The organism is Vescimonas coprocola (assembly GCF_018408575.1).
GTDB classification, from domain to species: domain Bacteria; phylum Bacillota; class Clostridia; order Oscillospirales; family Oscillospiraceae; genus Vescimonas; species Vescimonas coprocola.
On sequence record NZ_AP023418.1, the window covers coordinates 323,479 to 349,911 of the forward strand.

35 protein-coding genes, 1 tRNA gene, 1 riboswitch and 1 other annotated feature are annotated in these 26,433 nt (G+C 61.7%); of the genes, 28 read left to right on the forward strand and 8 right to left on the reverse strand.

The window, feature by feature from the left end:
* Positions 1-20: 20 nt before the first annotated feature.
* Both KJS28_RS01590 and serC read right to left on the reverse strand, forming a co-directional pair.
* On the reverse strand, positions 21-926 hold the full coding sequence (locus tag KJS28_RS01590) for a D-2-hydroxyacid dehydrogenase (RefSeq protein WP_213541478.1): 906 nt from the start codon (positions 924-926) through the stop codon (positions 21-23).
* Positions 927-1,013: 87 nt separating this feature from the next.
* A complete protein-coding gene (gene serC / locus KJS28_RS01595; RefSeq protein WP_021858354.1) occupies positions 1,014-2,105 on the reverse strand; it encodes a 3-phosphoserine/phosphohydroxythreonine transaminase in 1,092 nt (363 codons plus the stop codon).
* A gap of 240 nt (positions 2,106-2,345) precedes the next feature.
* Between serC and KJS28_RS01600 the strand changes: the two genes are divergently transcribed.
* Together KJS28_RS01600 and KJS28_RS01605 are read left to right on the forward strand one after the other, a co-directional pair.
* Positions 2,346-3,596 (forward strand): chloride channel protein, encoded by a 1,251-nt coding sequence (locus tag KJS28_RS01600; protein WP_213541479.1) that lies wholly within the window; start codon positions 2,346-2,348, stop codon positions 3,594-3,596.
* 68 nt (positions 3,597-3,664) lie between these two features.
* On the forward strand, positions 3,665-4,381 hold the full coding sequence (locus KJS28_RS01605; protein WP_213541480.1) for a DUF421 domain-containing protein: 717 nt from the start codon (positions 3,665-3,667) through the stop codon (positions 4,379-4,381).
* Between the two features lie 42 nt (positions 4,382-4,423).
* On the opposite strand, the gene KJS28_RS01610 is transcribed toward KJS28_RS01605, so the two are convergent.
* Together KJS28_RS01610 and ruvX are read right to left on the reverse strand one after the other, a co-directional pair.
* Positions 4,424-5,647: a BaiN/RdsA family NAD(P)/FAD-dependent oxidoreductase gene (locus tag KJS28_RS01610; RefSeq protein ID WP_213541481.1), complete on the reverse strand. Its 1,224-nt coding sequence runs from the start codon at positions 5,645-5,647 to the stop codon at positions 4,424-4,426.
* On the reverse strand, positions 5,640-6,071 hold the full coding sequence (ruvX, locus tag KJS28_RS01615) for a Holliday junction resolvase RuvX (protein WP_213541482.1): 432 nt from the start codon (positions 6,069-6,071) through the stop codon (positions 5,640-5,642). The genes KJS28_RS01610 and ruvX overlap by 8 nt, the downstream gene beginning before the upstream one ends.
* A gap of 310 nt (positions 6,072-6,381) precedes the next feature.
* On the opposite strand from ruvX, the gene rpmG reads away from it, so the two are divergent.
* The 8 genes from rpmG (at position 6,382) to KJS28_RS01655 (ending at position 10,349) form a co-directional block, all read left to right on the forward strand.
* Positions 6,382-6,531, forward strand: a complete 150-nt coding sequence (gene rpmG, locus KJS28_RS01620; protein WP_021858359.1) for a 50S ribosomal protein L33 — start codon at positions 6,382-6,384, stop codon at positions 6,529-6,531.
* Between the two features lie 18 nt (positions 6,532-6,549).
* The gene (secE, locus tag KJS28_RS01625) at positions 6,550-6,765 is read left to right on the forward strand and encodes a preprotein translocase subunit SecE (protein WP_213541483.1); all 216 of its coding nucleotides are present in this window, start codon (positions 6,550-6,552) and stop codon (positions 6,763-6,765) included.
* Positions 6,766-6,775: 10 nt separating this feature from the next.
* Complete coding sequence (nusG, locus tag KJS28_RS01630) at positions 6,776-7,303, forward strand: transcription termination/antitermination protein NusG (RefSeq protein ID WP_021858361.1); 528 nt, start codon at positions 6,776-6,778, stop codon at positions 7,301-7,303.
* Positions 7,304-7,432: 129 nt separating this feature from the next.
* Positions 7,433-7,858 carry a 50S ribosomal protein L11 gene (gene rplK, locus KJS28_RS01635; protein ID WP_021858362.1) on the forward strand — a complete coding sequence of 142 codons (426 nt, stop codon included), beginning with the start codon at positions 7,433-7,435 and terminating at the stop codon, positions 7,856-7,858.
* A 14-nt stretch (positions 7,859-7,872) separates the two neighbouring features.
* A complete protein-coding gene (rplA, locus tag KJS28_RS01640; protein ID WP_021858363.1) occupies positions 7,873-8,565 on the forward strand; it encodes a 50S ribosomal protein L1 in 693 nt (230 codons plus the stop codon).
* Positions 8,566-8,641: 76 nt separating this feature from the next.
* Positions 8,642-8,772, forward strand: a sequence feature (ribosomal protein L10 leader region).
* 35 nt (positions 8,773-8,807) lie between these two features.
* Complete coding sequence (rplJ, locus tag KJS28_RS01645) at positions 8,808-9,332, forward strand: 50S ribosomal protein L10 (protein ID WP_213541484.1); 525 nt, start codon at positions 8,808-8,810, stop codon at positions 9,330-9,332.
* A 60-nt stretch (positions 9,333-9,392) separates the two neighbouring features.
* The gene (gene rplL / locus KJS28_RS01650) at positions 9,393-9,764 is read left to right on the forward strand and encodes a 50S ribosomal protein L7/L12 (protein ID WP_213541485.1); all 372 of its coding nucleotides are present in this window, start codon (positions 9,393-9,395) and stop codon (positions 9,762-9,764) included.
* A 204-nt stretch (positions 9,765-9,968) separates the two neighbouring features.
* A complete protein-coding gene (locus KJS28_RS01655) occupies positions 9,969-10,349 on the forward strand; it encodes a DUF4368 domain-containing protein (RefSeq protein ID WP_228298411.1) in 381 nt (126 codons plus the stop codon).
* Between the two features lie 68 nt (positions 10,350-10,417).
* Here the strand turns inward: KJS28_RS01655 and KJS28_RS01660 are convergent.
* Positions 10,418-10,493: transfer RNA gene (locus KJS28_RS01660), tRNA-Pro, on the reverse strand.
* 118 nt (positions 10,494-10,611) lie between these two features.
* On the opposite strand from KJS28_RS01660, the gene KJS28_RS01665 reads away from it, so the two are divergent.
* From KJS28_RS01665 to rplS, 6 genes are all read left to right on the forward strand, one after another.
* Entirely contained in the window at positions 10,612-11,409 is a 798-nt protein-coding gene (locus KJS28_RS01665) for a M23 family metallopeptidase (RefSeq protein WP_213541486.1), read from the forward strand.
* Positions 11,396-11,995 (forward strand): metalloprotease, encoded by a 600-nt coding sequence (locus KJS28_RS01670; RefSeq protein ID WP_213541487.1) that lies wholly within the window; start codon positions 11,396-11,398, stop codon positions 11,993-11,995. The genes KJS28_RS01665 and KJS28_RS01670 overlap by 14 nt, the downstream gene beginning before the upstream one ends.
* Positions 11,996-12,041: 46 nt before the next feature.
* Positions 12,042-13,874 carry a TIGR03960 family B12-binding radical SAM protein gene (locus KJS28_RS01675; RefSeq protein ID WP_213541488.1) on the forward strand — a complete coding sequence of 611 codons (1,833 nt, stop codon included), beginning with the start codon at positions 12,042-12,044 and terminating at the stop codon, positions 13,872-13,874.
* A complete protein-coding gene (locus KJS28_RS01680; RefSeq protein ID WP_213541489.1) occupies positions 13,867-14,529 on the forward strand; it encodes a TIGR03936 family radical SAM-associated protein in 663 nt (220 codons plus the stop codon). The genes KJS28_RS01675 and KJS28_RS01680 overlap by 8 nt, the downstream gene beginning before the upstream one ends.
* A gap of 165 nt (positions 14,530-14,694) precedes the next feature.
* Positions 14,695-15,108, forward strand: a complete 414-nt coding sequence (locus KJS28_RS01685) for a hypothetical protein (protein ID WP_213541490.1) — start codon at positions 14,695-14,697, stop codon at positions 15,106-15,108.
* 271 nt (positions 15,109-15,379) lie between these two features.
* Positions 15,380-15,721: a 50S ribosomal protein L19 gene (rplS, locus tag KJS28_RS01690; RefSeq protein WP_213541491.1), complete on the forward strand. Its 342-nt coding sequence runs from the start codon at positions 15,380-15,382 to the stop codon at positions 15,719-15,721.
* A 401-nt stretch (positions 15,722-16,122) separates the two neighbouring features.
* Here the strand turns inward: rplS and dinB are convergent, their stop codons facing one another.
* Together dinB and KJS28_RS01700 are read right to left on the reverse strand one after the other, a co-directional pair.
* On the reverse strand, positions 16,123-17,340 hold the full coding sequence (gene dinB, locus KJS28_RS01695; RefSeq protein ID WP_213541492.1) for a DNA polymerase IV: 1,218 nt from the start codon (positions 17,338-17,340) through the stop codon (positions 16,123-16,125).
* A 118-nt stretch (positions 17,341-17,458) separates the two neighbouring features.
* Positions 17,459-18,064 (reverse strand): ECF transporter S component, encoded by a 606-nt coding sequence (locus KJS28_RS01700; protein WP_228298412.1) that lies wholly within the window; start codon positions 18,062-18,064, stop codon positions 17,459-17,461.
* 91 nt (positions 18,065-18,155) lie between these two features.
* Positions 18,156-18,274: riboswitch (FMN riboswitch) on the reverse strand.
* Positions 18,275-18,440: 166 nt separating this feature from the next.
* On the opposite strand from KJS28_RS01700, the gene KJS28_RS01705 reads away from it, so the two are divergent.
* Together KJS28_RS01705 and KJS28_RS01710 are read left to right on the forward strand one after the other, a co-directional pair.
* Entirely contained in the window at positions 18,441-18,926 is a 486-nt protein-coding gene (locus KJS28_RS01705) for a DUF2975 domain-containing protein (RefSeq protein WP_213541493.1), read from the forward strand.
* Between the two features lie 12 nt (positions 18,927-18,938).
* Positions 18,939-19,151 carry a helix-turn-helix domain-containing protein gene (locus tag KJS28_RS01710; RefSeq protein WP_021858447.1) on the forward strand — a complete coding sequence of 71 codons (213 nt, stop codon included), beginning with the start codon at positions 18,939-18,941 and terminating at the stop codon, positions 19,149-19,151.
* Positions 19,152-19,213: 62 nt separating this feature from the next.
* Here KJS28_RS01710 and KJS28_RS01715 read toward each other — a convergent pair whose 3' ends face one another.
* Entirely contained in the window at positions 19,214-20,716 is a 1,503-nt protein-coding gene (locus KJS28_RS01715) for an MATE family efflux transporter (RefSeq protein ID WP_213541494.1), read from the reverse strand.
* Positions 20,717-20,901: 185 nt separating this feature from the next.
* Here KJS28_RS01715 and KJS28_RS01720 point away from each other — a divergent pair, with 185 nt between their 5' ends.
* From KJS28_RS01720 to nusB, 10 genes are all read left to right on the forward strand, one after another.
* Positions 20,902-21,861 (forward strand): AAA ATPase domain-containing protein, encoded by a 960-nt coding sequence (locus KJS28_RS01720; RefSeq protein WP_228298413.1) that lies wholly within the window; start codon positions 20,902-20,904, stop codon positions 21,859-21,861.
* Complete coding sequence (locus tag KJS28_RS01725) at positions 21,855-22,337, forward strand: stage III sporulation protein SpoIIIAB (protein WP_213541495.1); 483 nt, start codon at positions 21,855-21,857, stop codon at positions 22,335-22,337. The genes KJS28_RS01720 and KJS28_RS01725 overlap by 7 nt, the downstream gene beginning before the upstream one ends.
* Positions 22,338-22,346: 9 nt before the next feature.
* A complete protein-coding gene (spoIIIAC, locus tag KJS28_RS01730) occupies positions 22,347-22,541 on the forward strand; it encodes a stage III sporulation protein AC (protein ID WP_021858443.1) in 195 nt (64 codons plus the stop codon).
* A gap of 3 nt (positions 22,542-22,544) precedes the next feature.
* On the forward strand, positions 22,545-22,931 hold the full coding sequence (locus KJS28_RS01735; protein WP_021858442.1) for a stage III sporulation AC/AD family protein: 387 nt from the start codon (positions 22,545-22,547) through the stop codon (positions 22,929-22,931).
* On the forward strand, positions 22,904-23,977 hold the full coding sequence (locus KJS28_RS01740) for a stage III sporulation protein AE (protein WP_228298414.1): 1,074 nt from the start codon (positions 22,904-22,906) through the stop codon (positions 23,975-23,977). The genes KJS28_RS01735 and KJS28_RS01740 overlap by 28 nt, the downstream gene beginning before the upstream one ends.
* On the forward strand, positions 23,974-24,450 hold the full coding sequence (locus KJS28_RS01745; RefSeq protein ID WP_213541496.1) for a stage III sporulation protein AF: 477 nt from the start codon (positions 23,974-23,976) through the stop codon (positions 24,448-24,450). Before KJS28_RS01740 ends, KJS28_RS01745 begins: the two co-directional genes overlap by 4 nt.
* Positions 24,451-24,453: 3 nt before the next feature.
* Complete coding sequence (locus KJS28_RS01750; RefSeq protein WP_213541497.1) at positions 24,454-24,954, forward strand: SpoIIIAG-related protein; 501 nt, start codon at positions 24,454-24,456, stop codon at positions 24,952-24,954.
* A gap of 14 nt (positions 24,955-24,968) precedes the next feature.
* Complete coding sequence (locus KJS28_RS01755) at positions 24,969-25,496, forward strand: SpoIIIAH-like family protein (protein WP_213541498.1); 528 nt, start codon at positions 24,969-24,971, stop codon at positions 25,494-25,496.
* Positions 25,497-25,571: 75 nt separating this feature from the next.
* Positions 25,572-25,931, forward strand: coding sequence for an Asp23/Gls24 family envelope stress response protein (locus tag KJS28_RS01760; protein WP_021858437.1), 360 nt, complete (start codon positions 25,572-25,574; stop codon positions 25,929-25,931).
* 37 nt (positions 25,932-25,968) lie between these two features.
* Complete coding sequence (gene nusB / locus KJS28_RS01765; RefSeq protein ID WP_213541499.1) at positions 25,969-26,418, forward strand: transcription antitermination factor NusB; 450 nt, start codon at positions 25,969-25,971, stop codon at positions 26,416-26,418.
* Positions 26,419-26,433 lie beyond the last annotated feature (15 nt).

Consider the following 26,433-nt stretch of genomic DNA (forward strand, 5'->3'; position numbering starts at 1 on the left):
TTTCTTGCATAATAGGGAGATCAGAAGCTGCGGATGATATCCACGATCTCGGTGCCGATGCGCTTCTGAGCCTCCACGGTGGCAGCGCCGATGTGGGGCGTGCAGGACACCATGGGATGGCTGTACAGAGCGGCGTTGGCAGTGGGCTCGTCGGCGTAGACGTCCAGACCGGCGGCCCGAACCTTGCCGGACTCCAGAGCGGCCAGCAGGGCGTCCTCGTCCACGTTGGCACCACGGGAGGTGTTGATGATGACCACGCCGTCCTTCATCTTGGCGATGGTATCGGCGTTGATGAGGGGAGCGCCGGGTGCAGCGGGAGCGTGGAGAGAGATGAAGTCAGACTGAGCCAGCAGCTCCTCCAGCGTCACATAGGGGATGCCGAATTTGGCCTCCACCTCCGGACGGCGGGTGGTGCTGTAAGCGGCGACGTTCATGCCGATGGCCTTGGCCATGACGCCCAGATGCTGGCCGATGCGGCCGAAGCCGATGATGCCCAGAGCCTTGCCCTGCAGCTCGATGCCCTTGCCGTAGGCCTTCTTCTCCCACTTGCCCTCACGCATGGTATGACCGGCGATGGAGATATAGCGGGTGCAGGCGAACATATGGCCCATGGCCAGCTCCGCCACGGACTGGGAGGAAGCACCGGGGGTGTTGCGGACGGCAATGCCGTTCTCCTCGGCGTACTTGACGTCGATGTTGTCCACGCCCACGCCGCCGCGGATGATGAGCTTCAGCTTGCCGCCCTTGGCCTCGTCGATATGATTGGCACGGACCTTGGTCTTGGAGCGGACCACCACGGCGTCAAAGTCCCGCAGGGCGGCGCCCAGCTGATCCGGCTCATAGAACTGCTCCACCACCTCGTGGCCCAGCTCACGCAGCTGCGCCATGGCGGCCTTGTCCATACCGTCTGTAATAAGAATACGCATAGTAATATTCTCCTTCGATGATACGTTTTATTGTCGGAATGTGGCGATTTGTCCGGTTTTCCGGACCTGCGTCCCGAGAGACAGACGTTACGCCTGATGCTCAGCCTCGAACTTGGTGAGGAACTCCACCAGAGCCTCCACACCCTCCTTGGGCATGGCGTTATAGATGGAGGCCCGGAGACCGCCCACAGACTTGTGGCCCTTCAGGTTGTCGAAGCCGGCCTCCTTGGAGGCGGCCACCACAGCGGCATCCAGATCCTTGTCGCCGGTGACGAAGGGGACGTTCATGAGGCTGCGATCCTGAGGCACCACGGCGCCCTTGAAGAGCTTGGAGGAATCCAGGAAGTCATACAGCACCTTGGCCTTTTCGATGTTGCGCTTCTCCATCTCCTCCAGACCGCCCATGTTCAGCAGGTACTTGAATACCTTGCCGCAGCAGTAGATGGCCCAGCAGTTGGGGGTGTTGTACATGGAGCCGTTGTCGGCATGGGTCTTGTACATCAGGTAGATGGGGGTCTTGGGGTCCAGATCGTCACGGATCAGATCCTCACGGATGATGACCACGGCCATGCCGGCGGGGCCCACGTTCTTCTGCACACCGGCCCAGATCAGGCCGTAGTCGGAGACGTTGCAGGGGCGGGAGAGGAACATGGAGGACTGGTCGGACACCAGCACATGGCCCTTGGTGTTGGGCAGCTTGTTCCAGGTGGTGCCGTTGATGGTCTCGTTTTCGCAGATGTAGACATAGTCGCAGTCGTCGGGGATGTCCAGATCGCTGCAATCGGGGATATAGGAGAAGTTCTTATCCTTGGAGGAGGCGATGACGTCCACCTCGCCGAACTTCTTGGCCTCGGCAATGGCCTTCTTGGACCATGCGCCGGTCTCCACATAGCAGGCCTTACCGTTCTTCATGAGGTTCATGGCCACCATGGCGAACTGTACAGTGCCGCCGCCCTGAATGAACAGGACCTTGTAGTTGTCGGGGATGTGCATCAGCTTGCGCAGGTCGGCCTCGGCCTCGTCGGCGATCTGCTGGAACACCTTGGAGCGGTGGCTCATCTCCATGACGCACATACCGCTGCCGCGGTAGTTCATCATCTCGTCCCGGATCTCCTCCAGCACGGGCTCCGGCATCATAGCGGGACCGGCGGAGAAATTGAATGTACGACCGTATTTCATCTTGTGGTTCCTCCTTTTTCCATTCAAGCGTTGTTTTCCTTGTTTTTGCCAGTTACCCATATTATAGTGCATCCCGTCGTGAGAATCAACAGGGAAAAATAAAAAATGTGAGATGGGCTGAAAGATTTTCAGCTTGACAAAAATTTCGTAGGGCGGCAGCGGCGGCGATTGACAGGCGCCGCAGGAAATGATATAACAGACAGGATATAAAGATACTGTAAAAAAGCGGAGGGACGGGACATGGAACGGCTGAAGGAGCGGGTGGCCCACATCGGACAATATGCGGTGACGCTGCTGAAATGGATGGTGTTGGGCGGTGTCATCGGACTGGTGGGCGGGATCATTGGCTCCCTGTTCCACATCGGCGTGGACACCGCCACACAGGTGCGTCTGGCCCATTCGTGGGTGCTGTACCTGATGCCGGTGGGGGGCCTTGCCATCGTGGGGCTGTATCGGCTCACCAAAACGGAGGGAAAGGGTACCAACGACGTCATCGCCTCCGTCCACTTCGGGGAACAGGTGCCGGGGCTGCTGGTGCCGGTGATCTTCGTGTCCACGGTCATCACCCACCTGTGCGGCGGCAGCGCCGGCCGTGAGGGCGCTGCCCTGCAGATCGGCGGCGGCATCGGTTATCAGGCGGGGCGGCTGCTGCGTCTGGGGGAGAAGGATCTGCCGCTGGCTACCCTGTGCGGCATGAGCGGCGTGTTCGCCGCCCTGTTCGGCACACCCCTGACGGCCACGGTGTTTGCGCTGGAGGTCATCAGCGTGGGCGTTCTGTACTATGCCGGACTGGTGCCGTGCCTGACGGCGGCCTTGACGGGCTATCTGGTGTCGGTGCTCATGGGGGTGCCGCCCACCCGGTTCACGGTGACGGTTCCGGGGCTGGAGGTGCGGACCATGCTGCTGGTGATGGTGCTGGCGCTGCTGTGCGCCGTGGTCAGCATCCTGTTCTGCCGGGGGCTCCACGGAGTGGAGCGTCTGCTGAAGCGGACGCTGAAAAACCCCTACCTGCGGGTGGCGGTGGGAGCGGCGGTGCTCATCGGCTTGACGCTGCTTACCAATGGAGACTACAACGGCGCAGGCATGGAGGTCATCGGTCGGGCCATCGCCGGACAGGCGGATCCGTGGGCATGGGTGTGGAAGCTGCTCTTCACCGCCATCACCATCGGGTGCGGCTTCAAGGGCGGCGAGGTGGTACCCTCCTTCTTCGTGGGAGCCGCCTTCGGCTGCGTGGCGGCGGGCTGGCTGGGCCTTCCGGCGGGCTTCGGGGCCGCTATGGGGCTGGTGTCGGTGTTCTGCGGGGCGGTGAACTGCCCGCTGGCCTCCATCATCCTCAGTGTGGAGCTGTTCGGCTCCGGCGATCTGCTGTATTTCGCCATGGCCTGCTCCATCAGCTATCTGATCTCCGGCTACTGTGGGCTGTACAGCAGCCAGACCATCCTCTACTCCAAGCTGCGGGCGGAGTTCATCAACGTCCGAACCCACGAGTAAAGGTACATAAGAATACGCCTGCCGGGGCATACTGAGAGAAAATCAGTGCTTCGGGAGGCGTGTTTTTTATGGAGGATATCCTGCAGCAGGGGGGACAGATCGCCCTGACGGCGCTGGGGTCGCTGGCGGCCCTGTTTTTGCTGACCAAGCTCTCCGGCAACAAGCAGGTGTCCCAGATGAACCTGTTTGACTATGTGATGGGCATTACCATCGGCTCCATCGCCGCCGAAATGGCCTCGGAGCTGGAGTCGCCTCTGCGGCCCCTTTGGGCCATGGTGGTGTATGGGCTGACGGCGTGGGGCATCGCCCTGCTGACCAACAGATCCATCCGGGTACGGCGGTTCATCACCGGCAAGCCGCTGATCCTTATGGACAGCGGCGTCATCTACCGGAAAAACCTGCGGCGAGCCCGGATGGATCTCAACGAATTTCTCATGTACTGCCGGGTATCGGGGTATTTTGACCTCAACCAGATCCAGACCGCCATTTTAGAGCACAACGGCACGGTGACGTTCCTGCCGGCGGCCATGCAGCGGCCGGTGACGCCGGCGGACCTGTCCATGCAGCCCCGGCAGGAGCTGCTCCAGACCCCGGTGGTGCAAGACGGCCGGGTGCTGCCGGAGAATTTGCAGAAGGCGGGAAGGGACGGCGTGTGGCTGGAGCGGAAGCTGCGGGAGAAGGGATATCACGGCCCGGAGGAGGTGCTGCTGGCTATGGCGGCCGGCGGCGATCAGCTGGCGGTATATCCCATGGAGACCAAGAAGGAAGCCAGAGAAATGCCGTAAAACAGCAGGATATTGCGTATCATACGCAATATCCTGCTGTTTTTATCGAAGCTGCCCGGCCAGATGGCCGCTGGACCATGCCCATTGCAGATTGTAGCCGCCGCAGTCGCCGTCCACATCCAGCACCTCACCGCAGGCGTACAGGCCTGGGACCAGACGGCTTTGGAGGGTGTGGGGATCGAACTCGTCGGTACGGAGCCCTCCGGCAGTGACCTGTGCCTGATCGAAGCCGCAGGTGCCGGTGACGGGCAGGTCAAAATGCTTGCAGCTGTGGGCCAGCGCCGCCAGTGCCTCCTCCGGGGCGTCTGCCAGGGGGAGGGAGGGGGAGAGCCCGGCGTACTTGGCCGCCATCTGGCTCAGACGGCTGTGGAGGGCGCCGGTGAAGGCCTGTCCGCAGGTGAGCTCCCGATTGCGGAGCGCCAGCGCCTGCCGGCGGCGGAGCCATGCGGCGGTGTCCGCTTCTGACTGTTCCGGCCACAGATCCAGCGACAGGGTCACGTCCTCACCAATGGCATAGCGGGAGATCTCGAAGATGGCGGGGCCGCTGACGCCGTACTCGGTGAAGAGAATTTCTCCGTGGTTCTCCGCCAGCACCTCCCGGCCCCGCCGCAGAGTAATGCGGGCGGTGGTTTTCACGCCCTTCAGGGAGCGGGGATAGGTGGGATCGGTCTTGAGCTGCACCAGCGCCGGGGTCAGAGCCGTGCGGTGGTGGCCCAGCCCCTTGGCCAGCCGATAGCCGTCCAGCACGCCGCCCACCTTGCTGCCGGCAGCGCCGCCTGCGGCCAGAATGACGCAGTCCATGTCCCGGAGGATCTCACCGCTCTCCAGTGTCACGGCAAAGCCCTGTCCCCGGCGCTTCAGGGACGTGACGGGGTCGCCGGTCCGCAGGGTCAGCCGATCCGGCTGTCCCTCCAGCGCCAGACGCAGCACATCCAGCACGGAATTGGCGGTGTTGGAGCGGGGATATAGCTTGCCGTCGGGCTCCTCCACCGTGACAAGGCCCAGCTGGTGGAAAAAGCGCAGTGTTTCCGCCACCGGGAAGGCCTCCAGCGCAGGGCGGCAGAAGTCCGAGTCGGCTCCGTGGTAGTGAGCCGGGGAGGCATGGCGGTTGGAGAGGTTGCACCGCCCGTTGCCGGTGGACAGCAGCTTGCGGCCTACCCGGCCCTGCCGCTCCAGCAGCGTCACCCGGTTCCGGGGGTCGGAGAGGGCCGTCAGCGCCGCCATCAGGCCGGAGGCCCCGCCGCCGATGATGCAGACCTCACTCATGGCGCTGTGCCTCCAGCCGCTTGCGGGTGAGATAGCCCTCCAGCATCAGGGACGCCGCCACGGCGTCCACCACCTTTTTGCGCTTTTTGGCGTTCTTTCCATTGTTAAATAGGATGTTGTGGGCATCCACCGTGGTGCGCCGCTCGTCCCACAGGGTCACGGGGAGGCCCGCTGCCTGCCGCAGTGTCTCAGCAAAGGCGGCGGCCTTCTCGGCACGGGGACCCACGGTGCCGTCCATGTTCTTGGGATAGCCCAGCACCAGCTCCGTGACCCCATGCTCCGGGATCAGCCGGAGGATCTCCTGTACCACCACCTCCGCCTTGCGGCTGTCGATGACGGTGGTGAAGCCTGCCAGCGTGCCGGTGGCGTCGGAGATGGCGATGCCGGTGTGGGCGTCGCCGTAATCAATGGCCATGATCTTCATTCTCGCATACCTCGCAGGGTGAATTTTTCTCTATCATACACAACTTTTCCCTCCGGCGCAACCGGTGGCAGAGAAAAAACCGGAGAAGGGGGAGAAAAGCGCCGTTTTCATGAAAAATCTTCTCCTTTTCGTGAAAAAACGCCTTGACGGAGGGACTTGCCTGTGTTAGAATAGTCCTTACCTGTGGACATGGGCTTTCTTTTCATGCGTTTTTTCGCTTCTGACGCAGAAAAGAGGCTGCGCCCTTCAGGGAGGCAAGCGGCGGTCCGGCGGGGCCGGAGCCGTCAATCTAATAAGGAGGTGCCGTTAGATGCGAGTGAAGATCACTTTGAGATGCAATGAGTGCAAGCAGAGAAACTACAACACGATGAAGAACAAGAAGAACAACCCTGACCGTCTTGAAATGAACAAGTATTGCCCCTTCTGCAGAAAGCATACGGTCCATACCGAAACCAAGTAATTGGAAGGAGAAACAGCGATGGCAGAGGAAAAGAAAGTCAAGAAGGATCACGGCAAGTGGTTCCGTGAAATGAGAAGCGAACTGATGAAGGTGGTATGGCCCAGCGCCAAGACCACGGCCAAGAACACCGGCACTGTGCTGCTGTGCTCTCTGGGTGTGGGCGCCTGCATCTGGATCTTTGACGGCGTGGCTGTGCTGGCTGTCAAGACGCTGATCGGCCTGTTTACGCACTAAGGAGCGGAGCATGGCTGATAACGCAAAATGGTATGTCATCCACACCTATTCCGGCTATGAAAATGCGGTGAAGGCGGCCATTGAAAAGTCCGTGGTGAACCGCAATATGTCCGACATGGTCCTGAAGATGGAGATCCCTATGGAGACCGTCACCGAGGTCACTGAGTCGGGTGTCATGAAGGAAGTGGAGCGCAAGGTGTTCCCCGGTTACGTCCTCATTAAGATGATCTTGACAGATGACACCTGGCATCTGATCCGCAACATCCGTGGCGTCACCGGCTTCGTAGGAGAGGCCAACAAGGCCATCCCCCTGACGGAGGAGGAGGTCGCTGCACTGGGTGTGGAAAAGCACGAGATCGTGGTGCTGTACAACGTGGGCGATACCGTGAAGATCACGGACGGCCCTCTGGCCAGCTTCATGGGTACCGTGGAGGAGATCGACGCCGACAAGAACAAGGTCCGTGTGGTGGTCTCCATGTTCGGGAGAGAGACTCCCGTAGAGCTGGAGCTCGATCAGGTCGAGGTCGTCCAGCCCTGAGTGCGTCGGACGCACACAGGCCGGAGCATCCCCTCCGGCGCAAGTGGGAGAGACGCTGTGCGTCTCGCCAAGAGCAGGTCCGGTATTTGACCGGCTGCTACCACATTTTTATGAAGGAGGTGCCTCTTTATGGCACAGAAAGTCGTTGGTTATGTAAAACTGCAGATCCCTGCAGGCAAGGCAACCCCCGCACCCCCCGTTGGCCCCGCTCTGGGTCAGCACGGCGTGAACATCGCCGCTTTCACCAAGGAGTTCAACGAGCGCACCAAGAATGACATGGGTCTCATCATCCCCGTGGTCATCACCGTGTACGCCGATCGCTCTTTCACCTTCATCACCAAGACCCCCCCGGCTGCGGTGCTGATCAAGAAGGAGTGCAACATCGAGTCCGGCTCCGGTGTGCCTAACAAGACCAAGGTGGCCACCATCTCCAAGGCCTCCATTCAGAAGATCGCTGAGCTGAAGATGCGTGATCTGAACGCTGCTTCTCTGGAAGCTGCCATGAGCATGATCGCCGGCACCGCCCGTTCTATGGGCGTCGTCGTGGGCGAATAAGGAGGGTGTAAGAGATGTTTAGAGGTAAGAAGTATAAAGACAGTGCAAAGCAGATCGACCGTGGGACCCTGTACGATCCCAAGGAGGGTCTGGAGCTGGTATGCAAGACCGCTTCCGCCAAGTTCGACGAGACCGTCGAGCTGCACGTGAAGCTGGGCGTTGACTCCCGTCACGCCGATCAGCAGGTCCGTGGCGCCATCGTGCTGCCCAACGGTACCGGCAAGACCGCCCGTGTGCTGGTGTTCGCCAAGGGCGACAAGGCCGACGCTGCCCGTGAGGCCGGCGCCGATTTCGTGGGCGATATGGACATGGTGGAGAAGATCCAGAAGGAGAACTGGTTCGACTTCGACGTGGTGGTCGCTTCCCCCGACATGATGGGTGTTGTGGGCCGTCTGGGTAAGCTGCTGGGCCCCAAGGGCCTGATGCCCTCCCCCAAGGCCGGCACCGTCACTCCCGACGTGGCCAAGGCCGTGAAGGAGGTCAAGGCCGGTAAGGTGGAGTATCGTCTGGACAAGACCAACATCATCCACTGCCCCATCGGCAAGGTGTCCTTCGGCGCTGACAAGCTGTATGAGAACTATTCTGCTCTCATCGGCGCCATCATCAAGGCCAAGCCCGCCGCTGCCAAGGGCCAGTATATCAAGTCCTGCGTGGCTGCCGCCACCATGGGCCCCGGCGTGAAGATGAACGCCAACAAGCAGATCTGACGCTGCACCGGGCCGATTCGACCCGAAACGCTTCAATATCTTCGGTAGGGTGCTTGACAAAGCGCCCGGCCGCTGGTATAATATTTGATGCGTTCCAAAGACAGCAGGTGGCGCAAGCCGTAAGTCCTGCCGAGGATGGCAAATCGATTTTGATTGCTTACACCGTCCTTGTGTCCTTGGATACAGGGACGGTTTCCTTTTTTTGAACGCACCGACAATTTTTCCGGAGGTGAAATCAAAGAATGCCCAACGCAAAAGTTCTGTCTGAGAAGCAGGCCGTCGTGGCGGCGCTGACCGAGAAGCTGCAGAACGCAGCTGCCGGTGTCATCGTTGATTACAAGGGCATCACGGTGGCAGAGGATACCACTCTGCGTACCCAGTGCCGTGAGAACAACATTGACTACGCTGTCGTCAAGAACACCCTGCTGCGCTTTGCTTTCAACAATGTGGGCCTGAACGAGCTGGACGATCAGCTCAACGGCGCCACGTCTCTGGCCGTGTGCATGGATGACCCCGTCGCTCCGGCCCGTGTGATCGCAGAGTTCGCAAAGAAACTCAACGGCAAGTTCGAGATCAAGGGCGGCTTCATGGACGGCAAGGTCGTCTCCCTGGAGACCGTCAATGCTCTGGCTGCCATCCCCGCTCTGCCCGTGCTGCAGGCTCAGGTTCTGGGTACCATGCTGGCTCCCATTTCCGCTCTGGCCTGCGTGCTGAAGCAAATTGCAGAGAAGCAGGGCGCTCCCGCTGAGGAAGCCGCTGCCGAGTAATGAGACGTTTCGTCTCGACCCCTATCTAAAAAACATCTTACAATTAGGAGGCTTATCAAAATGTCCGAGAAAGTTACTGCTATGATCGAAGAAATCAAGGGCCTGACCGTTCTGGAGCTCAGCGAGCTGGTTCACGCTCTGGAGGAGGAGTTCGGCGTTTCCGCCGCTGCCATGGCTGCTCCTGCTGCTGGTGCTGCTGCTCCCGCTGCTGAGGAGAAGACCGACTTCGACGTCGTTCTGACTGGCTTCGATGCCGCTCAGAAGATCAAGGTTATCAAGGTCATCCGTGAGGTCATGGGTCTGGGTCTGGCCGAGGCCAAGGCTGCCGTCGAGGGCGCTCCCACCACCATGAAGGAGGGTCTGTCCAAGGAGGATGCCGAGGCTCTGAAGAAGCAGGTCGAGGAAGTCGGCGGCAAGGTCGAGCTGAAGTAAGTAATTCTTCATATGGAAAAGAGCGTTCCGCAGGGAACGCTCTTTTTTTGTCGCCTCGCTCCGGTTTGGCCTGAGCTGCACGGAGCATCGGCCCGACGTTCCACAGATGAAATTTTTTCCACACTGACCATCCAACGCTCCGCCACATTGGGGCGTGTTTTCATGTGGAGAGATGACTGACATCGGGGAATAAAAGGAGCCTGCATGGAGTTTTTCACGATTTTTTTGACGCTGCGGGGGAGTATTATGCGCTGGTACCGGTGGCCTGCGCCGAGCTGGTGGCGGCTGGAACTGAAAAAGGACGAGAGCAAGCGCATGGACATTGACGATTTTCTTGAAACGGTGCGGCGGTACACAGACGCAGCCACCATTACAAGGCGGATGGTTGCAGAGCTGATCGACCACATTGAGGTGTACCACGCTGAAAAGCAGGACGGCGTTACCAATCAGCGTGTCGTGATCTACTACAACTGCATCGGTGCCTTTGATGTGCCGGATCGCCGGAAGATCCCGGAGGCCGACATTATCATGGAAAAAAGAAAAGGCGTAGCACTCAGCTACGCCCCGGAACGCCTTGCAGTATGAACTTTGTGGGAAATAAAAAAGCAGAGTGTCCATTACAGGATACTCAGATCCTATAAGGACACTCTGCATGGTCGGAGTGGGGGGACTTGAACCCCCGGCCTCTTGGTCCCGAACCAAGCGCGCTACCAGCTGCGCTACACCCCGTCAGCCTAACTATTATACGGTGCAGAAACGTTTCTGTCAAGAGGGAAATTTCCCTCCGCCCCGGAGGTTCTGCCCTGCCCGAAGGGCGCATACACTGAACGCAAAAGGAGGGGATGGCATGACCGAGACAAAGCACCGCCGGCCCGCCCGCCGCACACTGGCACACGGGCAGCCTCTGCGCCGCCCGATGGCCCGCCGCACGCCGCAGCGCAGGCCCACCGCAGGCCAGAGGCCCCGCCCCGCCGTGGGCCGCCTGTGGCAACTGGTGGTGTGCGGAGCGCTGCTGCTGGGGGTGGTGGCCATAAAGCTGACGGCCCCGGACACGCTGGAGCCTTACCGTCAGAGACTCTTGATGCTGATGGGCGGCGACACAGATTTTACGGCGGCCTTTTCGGCCGTAGGTCACGCCTTTGACGGCTCTCTGACCGGAGCACTGGACGACGCCTACACGGCGGTGTTCGGCCCCCGGCAGGCGCAGCCCACCGCAGCCACCTACACGGCGGAGAACACCCCAGAGGACGTGTGCCTGACCCAGCAGGTGCTGGGCTTTGCCTACGCCGCCCCGGTGCAGGGGACCGTCACCGACGGCTTCGGATGGCGGGAGAACGCCTTCCACTACGGCACGGACATCGCCGCCGACGCCGGGACCGTCATCTCCAGCTTCGCTGACGGCACCGTCACGGCGGTGGGGGACAGCAGCCAACTGGGCAACTATGTGACCGTGTCCCACGCCGGGGCCTTTACCACCCTGTATGCCCATTGCAGCCGCATTACTGCCTCCTCCGGCCAGCAGGTGGCGCTGGGCGATCCCATTGCCGAGGTGGGGGAGACCGGCAACGCCACTGGCCCGCACCTCCACTTCGCACTCCAGAAGGACACCGTCTATCTGGATCCCGCCTACTATGGCATTGGCTGAGCGCCTGCGGATCTCGCCGGGGGTGCCGCTGCTGCTGGCGGCCTTCGTGTGGCTGGCCTCCCCACTGCTGCTGGGGGCTATCCTGTCGGCGGCGGTGTGCCATGAGCTGGGCCACTGGCTGGTGCTGCGAAGGGTAGGAGGCCGGATCCAAAGACTGCATATCACCGTGTTCGGCGCCGAGATGCAGGTGGATGACCGCCGCATCTCCTACGGCGGCGAGCTGCTGACCGCCGCCGCAGGCCCGGTGAGCAATCTGCTGCTGGCGGCGGCCATGGGCCTTCTGGGCCGGTGGTGGGAGCCGCTGTATCTCTTTGCCGGGGCGCAGCTGGTACTGGGGGCCTTCAACCTGCTGCCTGCCCTGCCGCTGGATGGCGGCCGTATCCTGTGGCTGGCGCTGGCGTGGCTGACGGAGCCCTATACCGCCCAGCGGGTGCTGTCGGCGGTGAGCCTTGCGGTGTCGCTGGCGCTGCTGCTGGGTGGCGGATGGTTCATCTGGCGGCAGGGCGGCAGCCCCTTTTTGCTGGTGGGGGCCGTGGGGCTGACCGGATGGAATCTGCGGGAAATAAAGCTTGCCAAAGGGGGATAAAACGGGTAAAATAAGATGTTAAACCAAAGAATACAGGAGATATACTGTGGATAAACGATTGGAACGTATTCTGCCACGAGTGCAGAAGCCTGCCCGTTATGTGGGCGGGGAATATAATGCTGTGAAAAAGGACCCGGCGCAGGTGGACACCCGCATCGCCTTCTGCTTCCCGGACACCTACGAGATCGGAATGTCCAATCTGGGGATGCGGATCCTCTACGGCGTCATGAACAACATGGACGGTGTATGGTGCCAGCGGGTCTTTGCCCCTTGGGGGGACATGGAGGAGGAGATGCGCCGGGCCGGGATGCCCCTGTTTGCCCTGGAGTCCGGGGAGCCTATCACGGACTTTGATATCGTGGCCTTTTCCGTGGGCTATGAGATGGCCTTTCCTGCCATTCTGAATATGCTGGATCTGGCGGGCATCCCCATCCATAGCGCAGAGCGCACCGGTCTGACGCCGCTGGTCATCGCCGGCGGCACCGCCATGTATAATGCCGAGCCCATTGCCGACTTCATCGATCTGGTGAGTCTGGGGGAGGGAGAGGACATCACCGTGGAGTTGGTGGAGCTGCACCGCAAGGCCCGCCGGGAGGGCTGGAGCAAGACGCAGTTTCTCCGTGCGGCGGCCCAGCTGCCGGGCATCTACGTCCCCAGTCTGTACGAGGTGACGTATCATGACGACGGCACCGTGGCGGAGATCACGCCGCTGGAGGGCGCTCCGACGGTGGTCACCAAGCGTATCGTCCACGATATGGACAAGGCCTTTTTCCCCACTCAGACCATCGTCCCCTCCACGGAGATCGTGCAGGATCGGGTGATGCTGGAGCTGTTCCGGGGCTGCATCCGGGGCTGCCGGTTCTGTCAGGCGGGGTATGTGTACCGTCCGGTCCGCAACCGCAGCGAGGCCCTGTGCGCCCAGTACGCCGTGGAGAGCTGCGACGGCTCCGGGTATCAGGAGGTGACGCTGTCCAGCCTCTCCACCAGCGACTACCCGCCCCTGACCCAGCTGTGCGACCAGCTGGAGGATTTCTGTCAGCAGCGCCATGTGAATCTGTCCCTGCCCAGTCTGCGGGCGGACAACTTCTCCATGAACCTGATGGAGCGGCTGGCCAAGGGCCGCAAGAGCGGCCTGACCTTCGCCCCGGAGGCCGGTACCCAGCGGCTGCGGGATGTCATCAACAAAAATGTCACCCAGGAGGATCTGCTTCAGTCCTGCCGCACGGCCTTTGCCGGGGGCTATAACGCCGTGAAGCTGTACTTCATGCTGGGCTTGCCCACGGAGACCGATGAGGACGTGCTGGGCATTGCCGATCTGGCGGCCCGTGTCATGCATACATGGCGGGAGAGCGCCAGCAATAAAAACCGGGGCGTCCGCATCACCGTCTCCACATCGTGGTTCGTTCCCAAGCCCCATACGGCCTTTCAGTGGGAGCCGCAGATCTCCAAGGAGGAGTATGAGCGGCGGGTGGCCTTGCTGCGGGAGGCCATCAAGACCAAAACCGTCACCTATAACTGGCACGACTCCGACACCAGCTTTCTGGAGGCTGTGCTGGCCCGTGGCGACCGCCGGATGTGCAAGGTGTTGGAGACGGCGTGGCGCAAGGGCTCCAAGCTGGATGCATGGGAGGAGTATTTCTCGCTGGACCGCTGGCTGGAGGCCTTTGAGGAGTGCGGGCTGGATCCCCACTTCTACGCCAACCGTACCCGTTCACTGGATGAAAAGATGCCCTGGGACATGATCTCCAGCGGCGTTACCACGGCATACCTCCGCCGGGAGCGGGAGCGTGCCTTTGCCGGGGTCACCACCCCAGACTGCCGCACCCACTGCAACGGCTGCGGCGCCAATCGACTGGTAGGAGGGAAGTGCGATGTCTAAGCTGCGGCTTCTGTTTGTGAAAGAGGGAACGGCGGCCTATATCTCCCATCTGGATCTGCTGCGGACGGTGCAGCGGGCCTTTCCCCGGACGGAGCTGGAGATCAAGCACTCTCAGGGCTTCCATCCCCATCCCATCATCTCCATTGTGCTGCCCCTGCCGGTGGCCCAGTCCAGCGACTGCGAGCTGCTGGACTTCGAGGTGACGCAGGATACCGACGGCAGCGGCATTGCCGAAAAGCTCAACGAGGGCCTGCCGGAGGGGCTGCGGGTGCTGGATTGCTACGAGGCCAAGCGTCCGGTGCGGGAGCTGGCGTATCTGCGGGCGGACATGGAGATGGAGTATGACCACGGTGTACCGGAGGGCGCCGCAGAGGCGCTTATGGAGCTGTTTCACCGCCCGGAGCTGCTGATCGAAAAGCGCACCAAGCGCAAGCAGCTGGCGGAGGTGGATATCGCCCCCATGATCCGGAGCATCGCCTTTGCGGAGGAGAAGGATCTTCTCCGGGCGGCGGTAACGGTCCGGGCGCAGAACCCCGGCCTGAACCCCCAGCTGCTGGAAAAGGCTATCGCCCGCTACCGGCCGGATCTGTCCCCGGACTTTGTTCGGGTCCGCCGCCGGGAGCTGCTGGACGAGGCAGGGGAAATTTTCCGGTAGAAAAACCGTACCACCCGGAGGGATGCTTTTTCCCTCCGGGCGTGATTTTGCCCGTAAAAATGGACGGATTGCGGACACATTGTGGACGCATAAGTGGACGTTTTGATGGACAGCTCCGGTACTTTTTGGTACAATGGGGACAGAGAAACAAAAGAGGATGCCCTGATGAAGCGACGGCCCTTGATTTTGCTGACCCTGACGACATTGGCCACCATGGTGTTCTGTCTCCTGTGGCAAGGAGCACGGCGGGACCATTCAGACCTTGTGACGCTGGCCCGCTCCGGAGCGGCGGAGACCTGTACCCGCTTTTCGGACTATCAGGTCCACGGGGATGATGGCGATTACTGGGGCGGCGTGGCTGCTTTCCGAACCTTCCAGCAGGCCTGCGCCCTTTTGCCGGAGCAGGGGAGCGATGCCGTATGCAGCGCCGTTTACGGGCAGCTGCTGCACCCGGATGGAGCCAAGGCCCATCTGCCGGAGATCATCGCCGTCATGGAACCTCTGGCCCAAGACCCCACGGACGCATCCGCCCGGCTGCGGCTGTATGAGCTGCGGGACCTTTTGCAGAAGGGCGAGTGATTTTCAGCCGTATCATGCTGGCGTACACCGTATCATGCTGGCGTACACCGTATCATGCTGGCGTACATGGATGAACAAGGGGAAATGGGCTTGTTGGAGCCTATTTCGATACTTTTTTTGTCAAAACAGGAAATAATGCTTGCATTTGGCGGACATCTGTGATATTCTATCATGGCATGAAAAGGGCGGTCCTCTGTCGCCGGTGTCCCGAAAAAGGTGGGACGCCACGGAAATGACGGCATGAACGCCTATAATTTAGGAGGAAAAATCCATGGATCTCATCAAAGCACTGAATGAAAAGCAGCTGCAGAACGACGTGCCTCAGGTGGAAGTGGGCGATACTGTCCGTGTCCACGTGAAGGTCAAGGAAGGCGCCCGCGAGCGTGTTCAGGTGTTCGAGGGTACCGTCATCGCCAAGAAGCACGGCGGCATCGAGGAGACCTTCACCGTCCGTCGTATCTCCTACGGCGTAGGCGTGGAGAAGGTGTTCCCCGTTCACTCTCCCTCTATCGTGAAGGTGGAGACTGTGCGCCACGGCTATGTCCGTCGTGCCAAGCTCTACTACCTGCGTGACCGTGTCGGCAAGGCCGCCAAGGTTCGGGAGAAGCTGTAAGCCATTTTGTGATCCAAGGCCGGGGCATCCCGGCGTGAAAAAGAGACGCACCTGCGGGTGCGTCTCTTTTTTATGCAGTTACGTTTTTGCGCCGACGCACTTCTATGCCGTCATACTTTTATGCAGTACGCCTCTGTACCGCTTATGCGGCCACTCTTTTGTGCAGTCCTTTCATGCAGTCGTGCTTTTGCGCTGTCATGCTTTTCTATGCGGACGAAGCCTTTACACGGTCACGCTTTTACGCAGCTGAACCCTTTACGCAGGCACATTTTATGCGGCTGCGCTATTTATGCGGACATGCTTTTACGCTGTACTGGATGGAAATGGTTCTCAGGGGAACGGACCTGAGGGCGGAGGTTGGGAGCCTTGGGGATGGCCCTGCCCCTGTGCGGCGCTATGGGTCAGTCGTCCCAGCCAGCACGATCCTCCCCCGGTAGGCCGAAGGAGATGGAACCCCGGCCGTATTTTCCACGGATGGCGTCCATGGTGCGCTCCAGCTTCTCCTGCTTTTCCTGCTGCCGGGAAACCACCGGGGCCTCCAACAGATCCAGCTGCTGGAAGGAGTCGGCGCTGTCGGTGATATACAGGGCGGTGACGGTGAGCATCCGTACCGGCTCCGGGGCCTTCCACAGCCGCTGGGTCAGTTCCATGGCCGACTGCCAGATGTCCTTCATCAGGTGGGTGGGGGCCGGAAGCCGCATCTGCCGGGACACGGTGCGGAACTGGGCGTTTCGCAGGGACACGGACACGCCGCCGCAGTACAGCCCCTGCTGCCGCAGCCGCATGGCCACACTGTCGGACAGCACCGCCAGACCACGCTGTACTTCCTCCCAGCGGGTGAGATTTTTGGGGAAGGTGGTGCCGTTTCCCACGGATTTCACCGGCTCCTGCTGGCCCGCCGGGCGGACGGGGCTGCCGTCCAGTCCGTTGGCGTACTCATGGAGCTGAAGACCCAGCTTTCCCAGCAGCGTCTCCAGCATCTGGGGGGAGCAGGCCGCCAGCTGGCCGATGGTCTCCACGCCGTACTGGTGCAGCACCCGTCCGGCGGCTCGGCCCACGAACAGCAGGTCCCCCACCGGCAGGGGCCAGACGATATCCTGCCAGTTTTCCCGGCTGATGACGGTGGTGGCATCGGGCTTTTTATAGTCACTGCCCAGCTTGGCGAACACCTTGTTGAAGGACACGCCCACGGAGATGGTCAGCCCCAGCTCCTGCCGCAGCCGCCGGCGCAGGGCGTCGGCAATGGTCTTGGGGTCGCCGCCGAAGAGGTGCATACTGCCGGTGATGTCCAGCCAGCTCTCGTCGATGCCGAAGGGCTCCACCAGATCGGTATACTGCTCATAGATGGCGTTGACCCGCCGGGAGTACTCCCGGTACAGGCCGTGGTGGGGCGGCAGCAGCACCAGACCGGGACACTTCTTCTTGGCCTGCCAGATGGTCTCCGCCGTCTGGATGCCCAGCCGCTTGGCAGGCTCGTTCTTGGCCAGAATGATGCCATGGCGGGAGGCGGGGTCGCCGCAGACAGCGGTGGGAATGTCCCGCAGATCGGGGTGGCTCAGCAGCTCCACCGAGGCAAAAAAGCAGTTCAGATCACAGTGCAAGATCACCCGGTCGCCCATGCGGCACACCTCCTTAGACTCAATCGTTTGTTCTATTATATCATGGCTTGCACCGTCACACAAGAGAAAAACGCAGTCCCCTGAGAGAACGGAGGACTGCGTTTCGGGCTTACGGATGTTATTTGTGCAGCAGGGGGGACAGGGGCTTGTAGATGAGGAGGCAGATGCCCACATTCAGCAGCCCCTTGCACAGGGTAAAGGGAACGTTGAACACCACCAGGCAGTTCAGCAGCGCATTGCCGGTAGGGACGTGGGCGATGGAGCCCATGATGGCCTCATACATCCCGACGATGCCCGCCATGGGCAGACCGTAGAGGACCTCGTAGGCCGGGTAGACCACAAAATAGTTGGAGGGCAGGCTCACCAGCGCCATCAGCACGGCGCCCAGCAGGGAGCCCCACAGGGCCGATTTGCGGCTCTTATGCCGCCGGTACACAAGGCCCGCCACCAGCACGAACACGCTGCCCAGCAGGAAGTTGCTGAGCTCGCCTACGCCGGCGCTGGAGCCGAAGGGCAGGTGCAGCAGATTCTTCACCAACTGGATCACCACGCCGTACACAGGTCCCAGCGAGAAGGTACCCAGCAGGGCAGGCAGATCCGATAGGTCCAGCTTCACGAAGGAGGGGATCAGGGGGATGGAGAACTCGATGAACTGGAGGACAAAGGCCACGGCGCACAGCATGGCGGCCACGGCGATGTGATGGGTCTTTTGCTTTTGAGTCATAAAAAAATACTCCCTTTTGATGTAGTAAACCCCCGGAAAGGCTTGCCTTCCAAGGTGTACGCATCAAAAAAGAGCATCACGAAAATGCCATACACGCCTTCTCTCATCCAGACTATACTGTCGGTACCGGGATCGCACCGGTTCATGCAGCTTGCACCGCTTGCGGACTATACCGCCGGTGGGGAATCACACCCCGCCTCGAAGACAGCTATTCGGTTGTTTCCGAAGGATAGTATACGACATCCTGCGGCAAAAAGCAACCCCCTGATTTGCAAATTAGACAAACAGAAAATATTTATCGTAAATCAATAAAAAATAGTTGACAAACAGAAATGATGCTGCTATGATAGGTACAACAACGAAAGGAGTGAGCCTCATGAAGACCAAAACCATGACGAACCTGCTGCGACTGGTGCTGATAGCGGCAGCGGCGCTGTGCGGTGTATTTTTCTTCTTGTGTCTGCCTTCTTATGGGCAGGAGATCGTGCAGGCGGATCCGGAGTTTGCGTGGGCCTACTGGCCGTGCCTGGTGTGGGCGTGGCTGTTTGCGCTGCCCATCTTCGGGGCGATGATTCCCGGATGGCGCATCTTCGGCAGCATCAGCGCCCCCGGCGGAGCTTTTACCCGGAAGAATTCCCGTGATATGCAGAGGATCTCTGTGCTGGCTTTTGCTGATGCGCTGGTCTTTCCGGCGGGGATGCTTACCATAGGCATTATGGGGGCGGGCAGCGCCCCGCTGACCATTGTGATTACGCCCATGGTGGTGTTCTGCTGTGCGGCGGTGGGGGTCGTGTGCTATGTGCTCAGCCGTCTCATCGGGGACGCCGCCGCTCTCCGTGAGGAGAACGACATGACCATTTAAGGAGGGCGGAGCATGATCGTATTCAACATTGATGTGATGCTGGCCCGGCGGAAAATGAGTCTGACGGAGCTGTCGGAGCGGGTGGGCATCACCATGGCCAATCTCTCCATTCTGAAAACCGGCAAGGCCAAGGCGGTGCGGGTGGAGACGCTGAACAAGCTCTGCCACGCTTTGGACTGTCAGCCCGGCGATCTGTTGGAGTACCGGCCGGACGAGGAAGCCTGAAGAAAGTAAAAAGGGACAGGCGCTGCTGTGCAGCGCCTGTCCCTTTTTTGGCGGAATGAGGATCATTTTCCCAACAAATGCTGCTCCACGCCGCCATAGAGATATTGGTAATTCCTGTGCATCATATTCTTGAAGAACGGCACCAGCAGCACCAGATCCGCCGCCAGCCACGCCAGAGGATCGGCGGCGCACAGGGCGTAGAAGGCCAGTTCAGGGGACTGGGCGCTGACCACGCCGCCGGACAGCAGGGCCGGGAGGGTCAGGCAGATGGCCACACGGGCGATCAGCTCGGATGCTCCGGCCCACAGCACGAAGGGGGCTCGCTGGATACCCTGCACGCAGTTGCGGACCACGAACAGGAAGCACAGCAGCAGGTACATGGAGAAGTCCACATACAGGAAGTGGTTGCCGAAGCGGATGGTGTCGGCGGTGACCTTGTCGGCGCTGAGGAAGATGTGGAGATATGCGCCGTCGATGGTCAGGAGCAGACCCAGCCCTACGGAGCAGACGCCGATGATGGCGGCCATGACCAGACCCTGCAGGATGCCCTTGCGGATGCGGTGGGTGTACCCGGCACCAAGATTCTGGGCGGTGAAGCTGGTCATGGCGGCGCCAAGGCCGTTCACCGGGGTCATGATGAGGCTATTGAGCTTGTTGGCGGCGCCGAAGCCGTTCTGGGCGGCGTGGGACACCATCTGGCCGTCGATCATATCGAACTTCACCACCACGCTCTGCATGACGATGATGCCGATGGCCAGCACGGAGAACTGGAGGCCCAGCGGCACGCCCTGAACAATATGACGCTTCAGGTCCAGTCCGGTGATGTGCCAGTCCTCCTTGTGGAGCCGCAGGTCCGGATACTTGGAAAAGGCATAGGCGAAGCAGGCCACGGTGCTGATGAGCTGGGCGGTGACGGTGGCTCCGGCGGCTCCGGCCACGCCCCAGCGCAGTACCAGAATGAACAGCAGATCCAGCGCCACATTCAGCACCGTGGAGCCCAGCAGGAACAGCAGCGGCGTTACGGAGTCGCCCATGCTCCGCAGGAAGGAACAGATGAAGTTATAAAACAGCTGGGCGCCGATGCCGGCAAAGATGATGCCGCAGTAGGTGTAGGCGGCCCGGTATACCTCCGGGTTCTCCGGCGTCACGTTGATCCAGGCCAGCATGGGGTTCAGCAGCACCAGCGCCAGAGCCGTCAGCAGCACCGTCAGCCCCGCCGACAGCACCAGCTGGGCGGCCATGGAGCGGCGCACACCGGCCTGATCCCGGCAGCCCACGCAGCAGGAGGTGATGACGCAGAACCCGGCGCTGACGCCGAAGGCGAATTGCAGGAAGATGAACACCAGCGAGGTGGTGTCGTTGACGCCGGCCACCTCCTGCGCCGTCAGGGTCTGGCCCACGATGGCGGCGTCGCTGATGGTATACACCTGCTGCAGCAGGTACGACAGGATCACCGGCAGGGAGAACTGCAAAATGGTGCGCCAGCAGGTGCCGTGGGTCAGGTCCACCGGGTGGAACAGGTCGCGAAGGGCCTGAAAAGGTTTTCTATTCTGAGATTTTTCCATAGTTTACGCTCTTTTCTCTCGCTTTTTCTACGACGGCAAATTATAGCCTGTTGGGCGGCGGAAGTCAAGTGGAGAAGGGACTGCAAACTTCACAAACTTCGTCATTTTAACCTAAAAAGAGGTATACAAATTGATGGAATGCACAAATAAGACGGGCGGCATACTTGGGTCGGGACGAGCATATAGTGGAGCATCACAGAGGAAAGGGCGTGGAGCGTGTGGACGAGGCATACGCCATCCGGCGGTATCAGCAGGCGGCGGCTCTGCTGCCGCTGCGATGGCAGCGGCTGTGCCGTCAGGTGCCGGAGGAGCAGCAGGCGGAGGCGGAGGAGCTGCGGCTGCGAGCCGGGCAGACGTTGACGCTGCTGCTGCGGGGAGGGGAGGTGCCGGCGGCACGGGAGCGGCCCTACCCGGTGGTGACTCAAACGGAGCTGGAGCAGCTGTGCGACGGGGTGACGGACTACTCCCGGTATGCGGCGGCGGATACCCTGAGCCGGGGGTATCTCACGGCACGGGGCGGCTTCCGCATCGGCGTGTGCGGTACGGCGGTGCTGCGGGACGGGGTCAACACCAATCTGCGGGATATCTCCTCCGTCACCATCCGTATCGCACGGGAGCAGCCGGGGCTTTCGACGGAGGTGCTGCCCCAGCTGTTCCGGGAGGGCAGCTTTTGCAGCACCCTCCTGCTGGCCCCACCGGGACTGGGCAAGACCACCCTGCTGCGGGATCTGATCCGGGGACTGTCCGACGGTGCAGAGGGCGTCCCACCTCATCGGGTGGCGGTGGTGGACGAGCGGGGGGAAATCGCCGTCATGTTTCAGGGCATCCCCCAGATGGCGCTGGGCAGCCACACCGATGTGCTGGACGCCTGTCCCAAGGCGCTGGGCATCCCCATTCTGCTGCGGTCGGCCAACCCGCAGGTCATAGCCGTGGACGAGATCACTGTTCGGGAGGATCTGATGGCCATGTCCGCTGCCGCCAACTGCGGGGTGCGGTTTCTGGCCACCATCCATGCTGCTGACCGGCGGGAGCTGGGGCGAAGACCGCTGTTTTCCCATCTGCTGAAGGAGAAGGTCTTTGAAAAGCTGGTGACCATCCGGCGGGAGGAGGGGCAGCGGCGGTATCTGGTGGAGGAGCTGTGGTAAGGGACGTGCTGGGGAGCCTTCTGCTGCTGGGAGGCGCCCTGTGGCTGTGGCTGGGACTGGTACAGGCCCAGCGGCGGCAGCTGCGGCTGCTGGAGGAGCTGGCGGCGTCGCTGGAGCAGATGGCCTCCGCCATTCGCTTCCGGCGGGAGACGCTGCTGCGGCTGCTGGCGGCTCAGCGGCAGCGCCCATTGGCGGGACCGTACTATGGAGCGGTGCTGGCGGCGCTGGAGGAGGGCATCTCTCTTCCGGCGGCATGGCGGCAGGGCTTTGCGGCTCTCTCCGGGGAGGGTGGTCGTATCCTGCGGCGGCTGGAGCCGGAGGGGGACGAGCAGAGGATATTGGGTGAGCTGACATGGGCCGCCGGGGAGCTGACGGAACTGCGGAGAGGACTGGAGCAGGAGAGCCGCCAGCGGGAAAAGCTCTGGTTTGCGGGGCTGTTTTCCGGGGCGGGCCTGCTGCTGATCCTGCTGATTTGAGGACGAGCAATGGATGTGGACCTGATTTTCAAGATCGCAGCGGTGGGGATCCTGGTGGCGGTGCTGAACCTGCTGTTGGTACGTAGCGGCCGGGAGGAGCAGGCTATGATGACCACGCTGGCCGGTCTGGTGGTGGTACTGATGATGCTGGTGCAGCAGATCAGCGACCTGTTCCAGCTGGTCAAGACGCTGTTTGGGTTATAAGAGATGGAGGCTGTATGGCAGATCGTGGCGTTGGGACTGCTGGGCGCCGTGCTGGCCGCTTTGCTGAAAAAGCATACGCCGGAGCTGGCGCTGCTGCTGGCCGTGGCGGTATGCGGGGCGGCGGCGCTGGCAGCCGTCCGTGGTGTGCGGGAGGTATGGGCCTTTCTGGAGGACCTGCTGGCGGCGGTGGAGATCTCCTCCACGCTGTTTCTCCCCCTGCTGAAAACGGCGGGCATCGCCGTGGTGACCCGCATCGGCGCAGATCTGTGCCGGGATGCCGGGGAGAGCGCTGTGGCCTCGGCGGTGGAGATGGCCGGGGCCATGGGGGCGCTGCTGGCGGTGCTGCCCCTGATGCAGGCAGCGTGGGAGGTGCTGCGGTCGCTGCTGTAAGGGCGGTGTGGCTGGCGTGCCTGCTGCTTCTGGCGATGGTGCCTGCGTGGGCGGCGGACCTGCCGCAGGAAGTGACGGACGCCGCTCCCCCGGCGGCGGAGGAGCTGGAGGGAAAGGACTTCTCCGGCGGCATCGCCGCTCTGCTGGAGCAGGGGACGACTCTTCTGGGGGAGGCTCTGCGGGAGAACCTGCGGGGAGCGGTGCTGATCTTAGGGGTGGTGCTGCTGTGCGGGGCGGCGGATGCCGTGCTTCGCACCCCGGAGAGCCCCATGCGCCGTTTTTTGCCCATGGCCGGGGCGGCGGCCATTGCGGTGCTGTCGCTGGGCAGCATGAAGAGCCTGCTGGGGCTGGGGACCCAGACCATCGAGGAATTGGACGTGTTCTCCAAGGCGCTGCTGCCGACGCTGGCCGCCGCTGTGGCCGCCGGAGGGGGCGCCGTTACCGCCGGAACGGGACAGGTCATCGCCGTGTGCTTTGCCGATGCCCTCATTACCCTCATCCGGGGACTACTGCTGCCTATGACGTACTTTTTGGCGGCGGCGGCCACGGCGGATGCCATGCTGCCCCGGCACGGGCTGGGGACCGTCGCCAAGGCGGCCAGCCGGGTGGTGACGTGGCTTTTGACGGGCTCACTGGTGCTGTTTACCGGCTACCTGACCCTGTCCGGGGCCGTCAGTACCTCGGCGGACGCACTGACGGTGCAGGTGACCCGCTCCGCCGTAGGGGCCATGCCGGTGGTGGGACGCATCCTCTCCGATGCGGCGGGCAGTGTGCTGGCCGGGGCGGGCGTGGTGAAAAACGCCATCGGCGTATTTGGTCTGCTGGGGGTGCTGGCGGCGTGTCTGGGACCCTTTGTACGCTTGGGGGTGCAGTATCTTTTGTACAAGCTGACGGCGTTTCTGGCGGGGATGACCGCCGCTCCGGAGCTGGCGAAGCTCATCGATGCGCTGGGTGGCGTGTTCGGCCTGATGCTGGGTATGACCGGCAGCTGCGCCCTGCTGCTGCTCATCTCCATCTCCTCGGCCATTCTGGTGGTGACGCCATGATGGAAACGCTGCGAGGGTGGCTGCTGGGCCTGACCGCTGCGGCGCTGGCGGTGTCGCTGCTGACGGCGATGCTGCCCAAGGGGGAGACCATCCGCCGCATCGCCGGGCTGGCGGGAGGACTGATCCTGCTGCTGGCGGTGGTGCAGCCGCTGCTGCGGGTGCGGTGGGAGGAGTTGACGTGGCGGTACGAGACGTATCAGCGGGAGATGGACCGGCAGACGGAGGCGTATCAGGCGGCCTACGCCGACAGTCTGTCCGGGGACATAGCCGACCGCACCGCCGCATATATATCGGAAAAAGCGGCGTCGCTGGGCATCGACTGCCGGGTGCAGGTGGAGGTTCGCACGGAGGACGGCCTGCCCCTGCCCTATGGGGCGTCGCTGGACGTGGAAAGGGATCAGGTGCTGTCGGACTACATGGCGCAGGAGCTGGGTATCCCGGTCTCCCGCCAGAGCTGGCAGCCGGAGGAGTGAGGGATGGACAGGGAAAAGCTGAGGGATATCTTCCGGAAATACCGGGCCGTGGGGCTGGTGCTGCTGGCGGGTCTTTTGCTGCTGCTTCTGCCCACGGGCAAGAGCAGCGGACAGGAGCGGCAGACGAGCGACGATACCCAGCTCTACTCGCTGGAGGAGACGGAGCAGCGCATGGCCCAGCTGCTGGGTAAAATGAGCGGCGTGGGCCGGGTGCAGGTGATGCTGACCTTAAAGACCGGCCCCACCCTCCAGCTGGCCCAGGACATGGATCTGGAGCAGGAGGAGGGCAGCCTGCGGCAGCGGAGCCAGCCGGTGACGGTGAACCGGGGCAGCGGCTGGCAGGAGGCGCTGGTGACCCGGCAGGACTACCCGGTGTATCAGGGAGCGGTGGTGGTGTGTCAGGGGGCCGGCAGCAGTGCCGTGCGTCTGGCGGTGACGGAGGCCGTGGCGGCGCTGACGGCGCTGTCCACGGAGAAGATCACAGTGGTGCAATGGGAACAATAACAGGAGGGACGGACATGAAAACGGTGTGGAAACGGCGAGGTGTGGCGGCGGCGGTGCTGCTGCTGGTGTGCGGTGCGGTGTACATGAACTGGCGGTACAGCGACAGCGTCAAGGACAACAAGGTGCTGGGCCAGTCGGAGTTGGTCAACGCCAATGAGGAGACGGCAGGGGATCCGGCCCCGGCGGAGGACGATTATTTCGCCACGGCACGGCTCAGCCGCAAGCAGGCACGGGACAACGCCATCCATATGCTGCAGGAGGCGGAGAGCGACGAAAACGCCGAGGAGAGTGTTCTCAACGAGGCATCCCAGACCTTGCAGGTGCTGGCGTCGTACACGGTGGCCGAGTCCCAGATCGAGAGTCTGGTGACGGCCAAGGGCTACGCCGACTGCGTGGTGTTCATAGGGGAGGACAGCGTCAGCGTGGTGGTGGCGGCTCCGGAGACGGGACTGAACACGGCGGACGTGGCTCGCATCAAGGACATTGTGGTCAACGAGACGGACTACACCCCGGAGCAGATCAAGATCATGGAGGCAAATTAGTGGTTGTATTTTCCCGCTGCCGATGGTATAATACCAATGATTCGAATATACCAAAAGAACGGGAGTAAGATTGCTATGGCTGAAAATAAAGAGTATATCACCCGTCAGGAGAGCATGGGTACCATCCAGATCTCCGAGGATGTGGTGGCGTCCATCTCCAGCTCTGTGGCGCTGGAGACGGAGGGCGTGGGCGGCCTGCTCAACGCCAATATGGCGGATCTGGTGGGCGGCAAGAAGATGACCGCCAAGGGCGTCCGGGTGGAGATGGCCGAGGACGGCGTGGTGGTGAACCTGTTTCTCATGATCCGCTACGGTTTTGCCATCGCTGAGGTGGCTCAGAAGGTCCAGAACGCCGTCTATTCGGCGCTGGAGGGCATGACCGGCTTCCCGGTGAAGGCGGTCAACGTCCATGTGGGCGGCATCAGCTTCGACTGAGCAGACATAGGATACGAGAGAAAAGGACGAAACGGGTATGACACGCAACACGGCACGGGAGATCGCCGCCCATCTGGCGTATGAATGGAATTTTACGGACCTCCCGGTGGGGGAGTTTCTGGACCGGCGGCTGGCGCCGGAGTGCTTTGCGGAGCTGGCGCCGGAGTGCGGGCTGTACGCCGATGCCCCCAACGCCAAGCAGGCACAGTATATCCGCCGTCTGGTGGCGGGCGTGGCGGACCATGCGGCGGAGCTGGACGACTACATCGCCCGTTACGCACAGGGCTGGCGCTTCGAACGCATCCCTCTGATGGCCTCTGCCGTCATGCGGGTGGCCATGTATGAGATCCTGTATATGCCGGATATTCCCCACGGTGTGGCCATCAGTCAGGCGGTGCAGATCGCCGGTAAGTATGAGTCCGCCGAGGTGGTGAAATTCATCAACGGCATTCTGGCCAGCTTCCTGCGGGAAGAGGTCAAGGACTGACACATCACAGGCAGA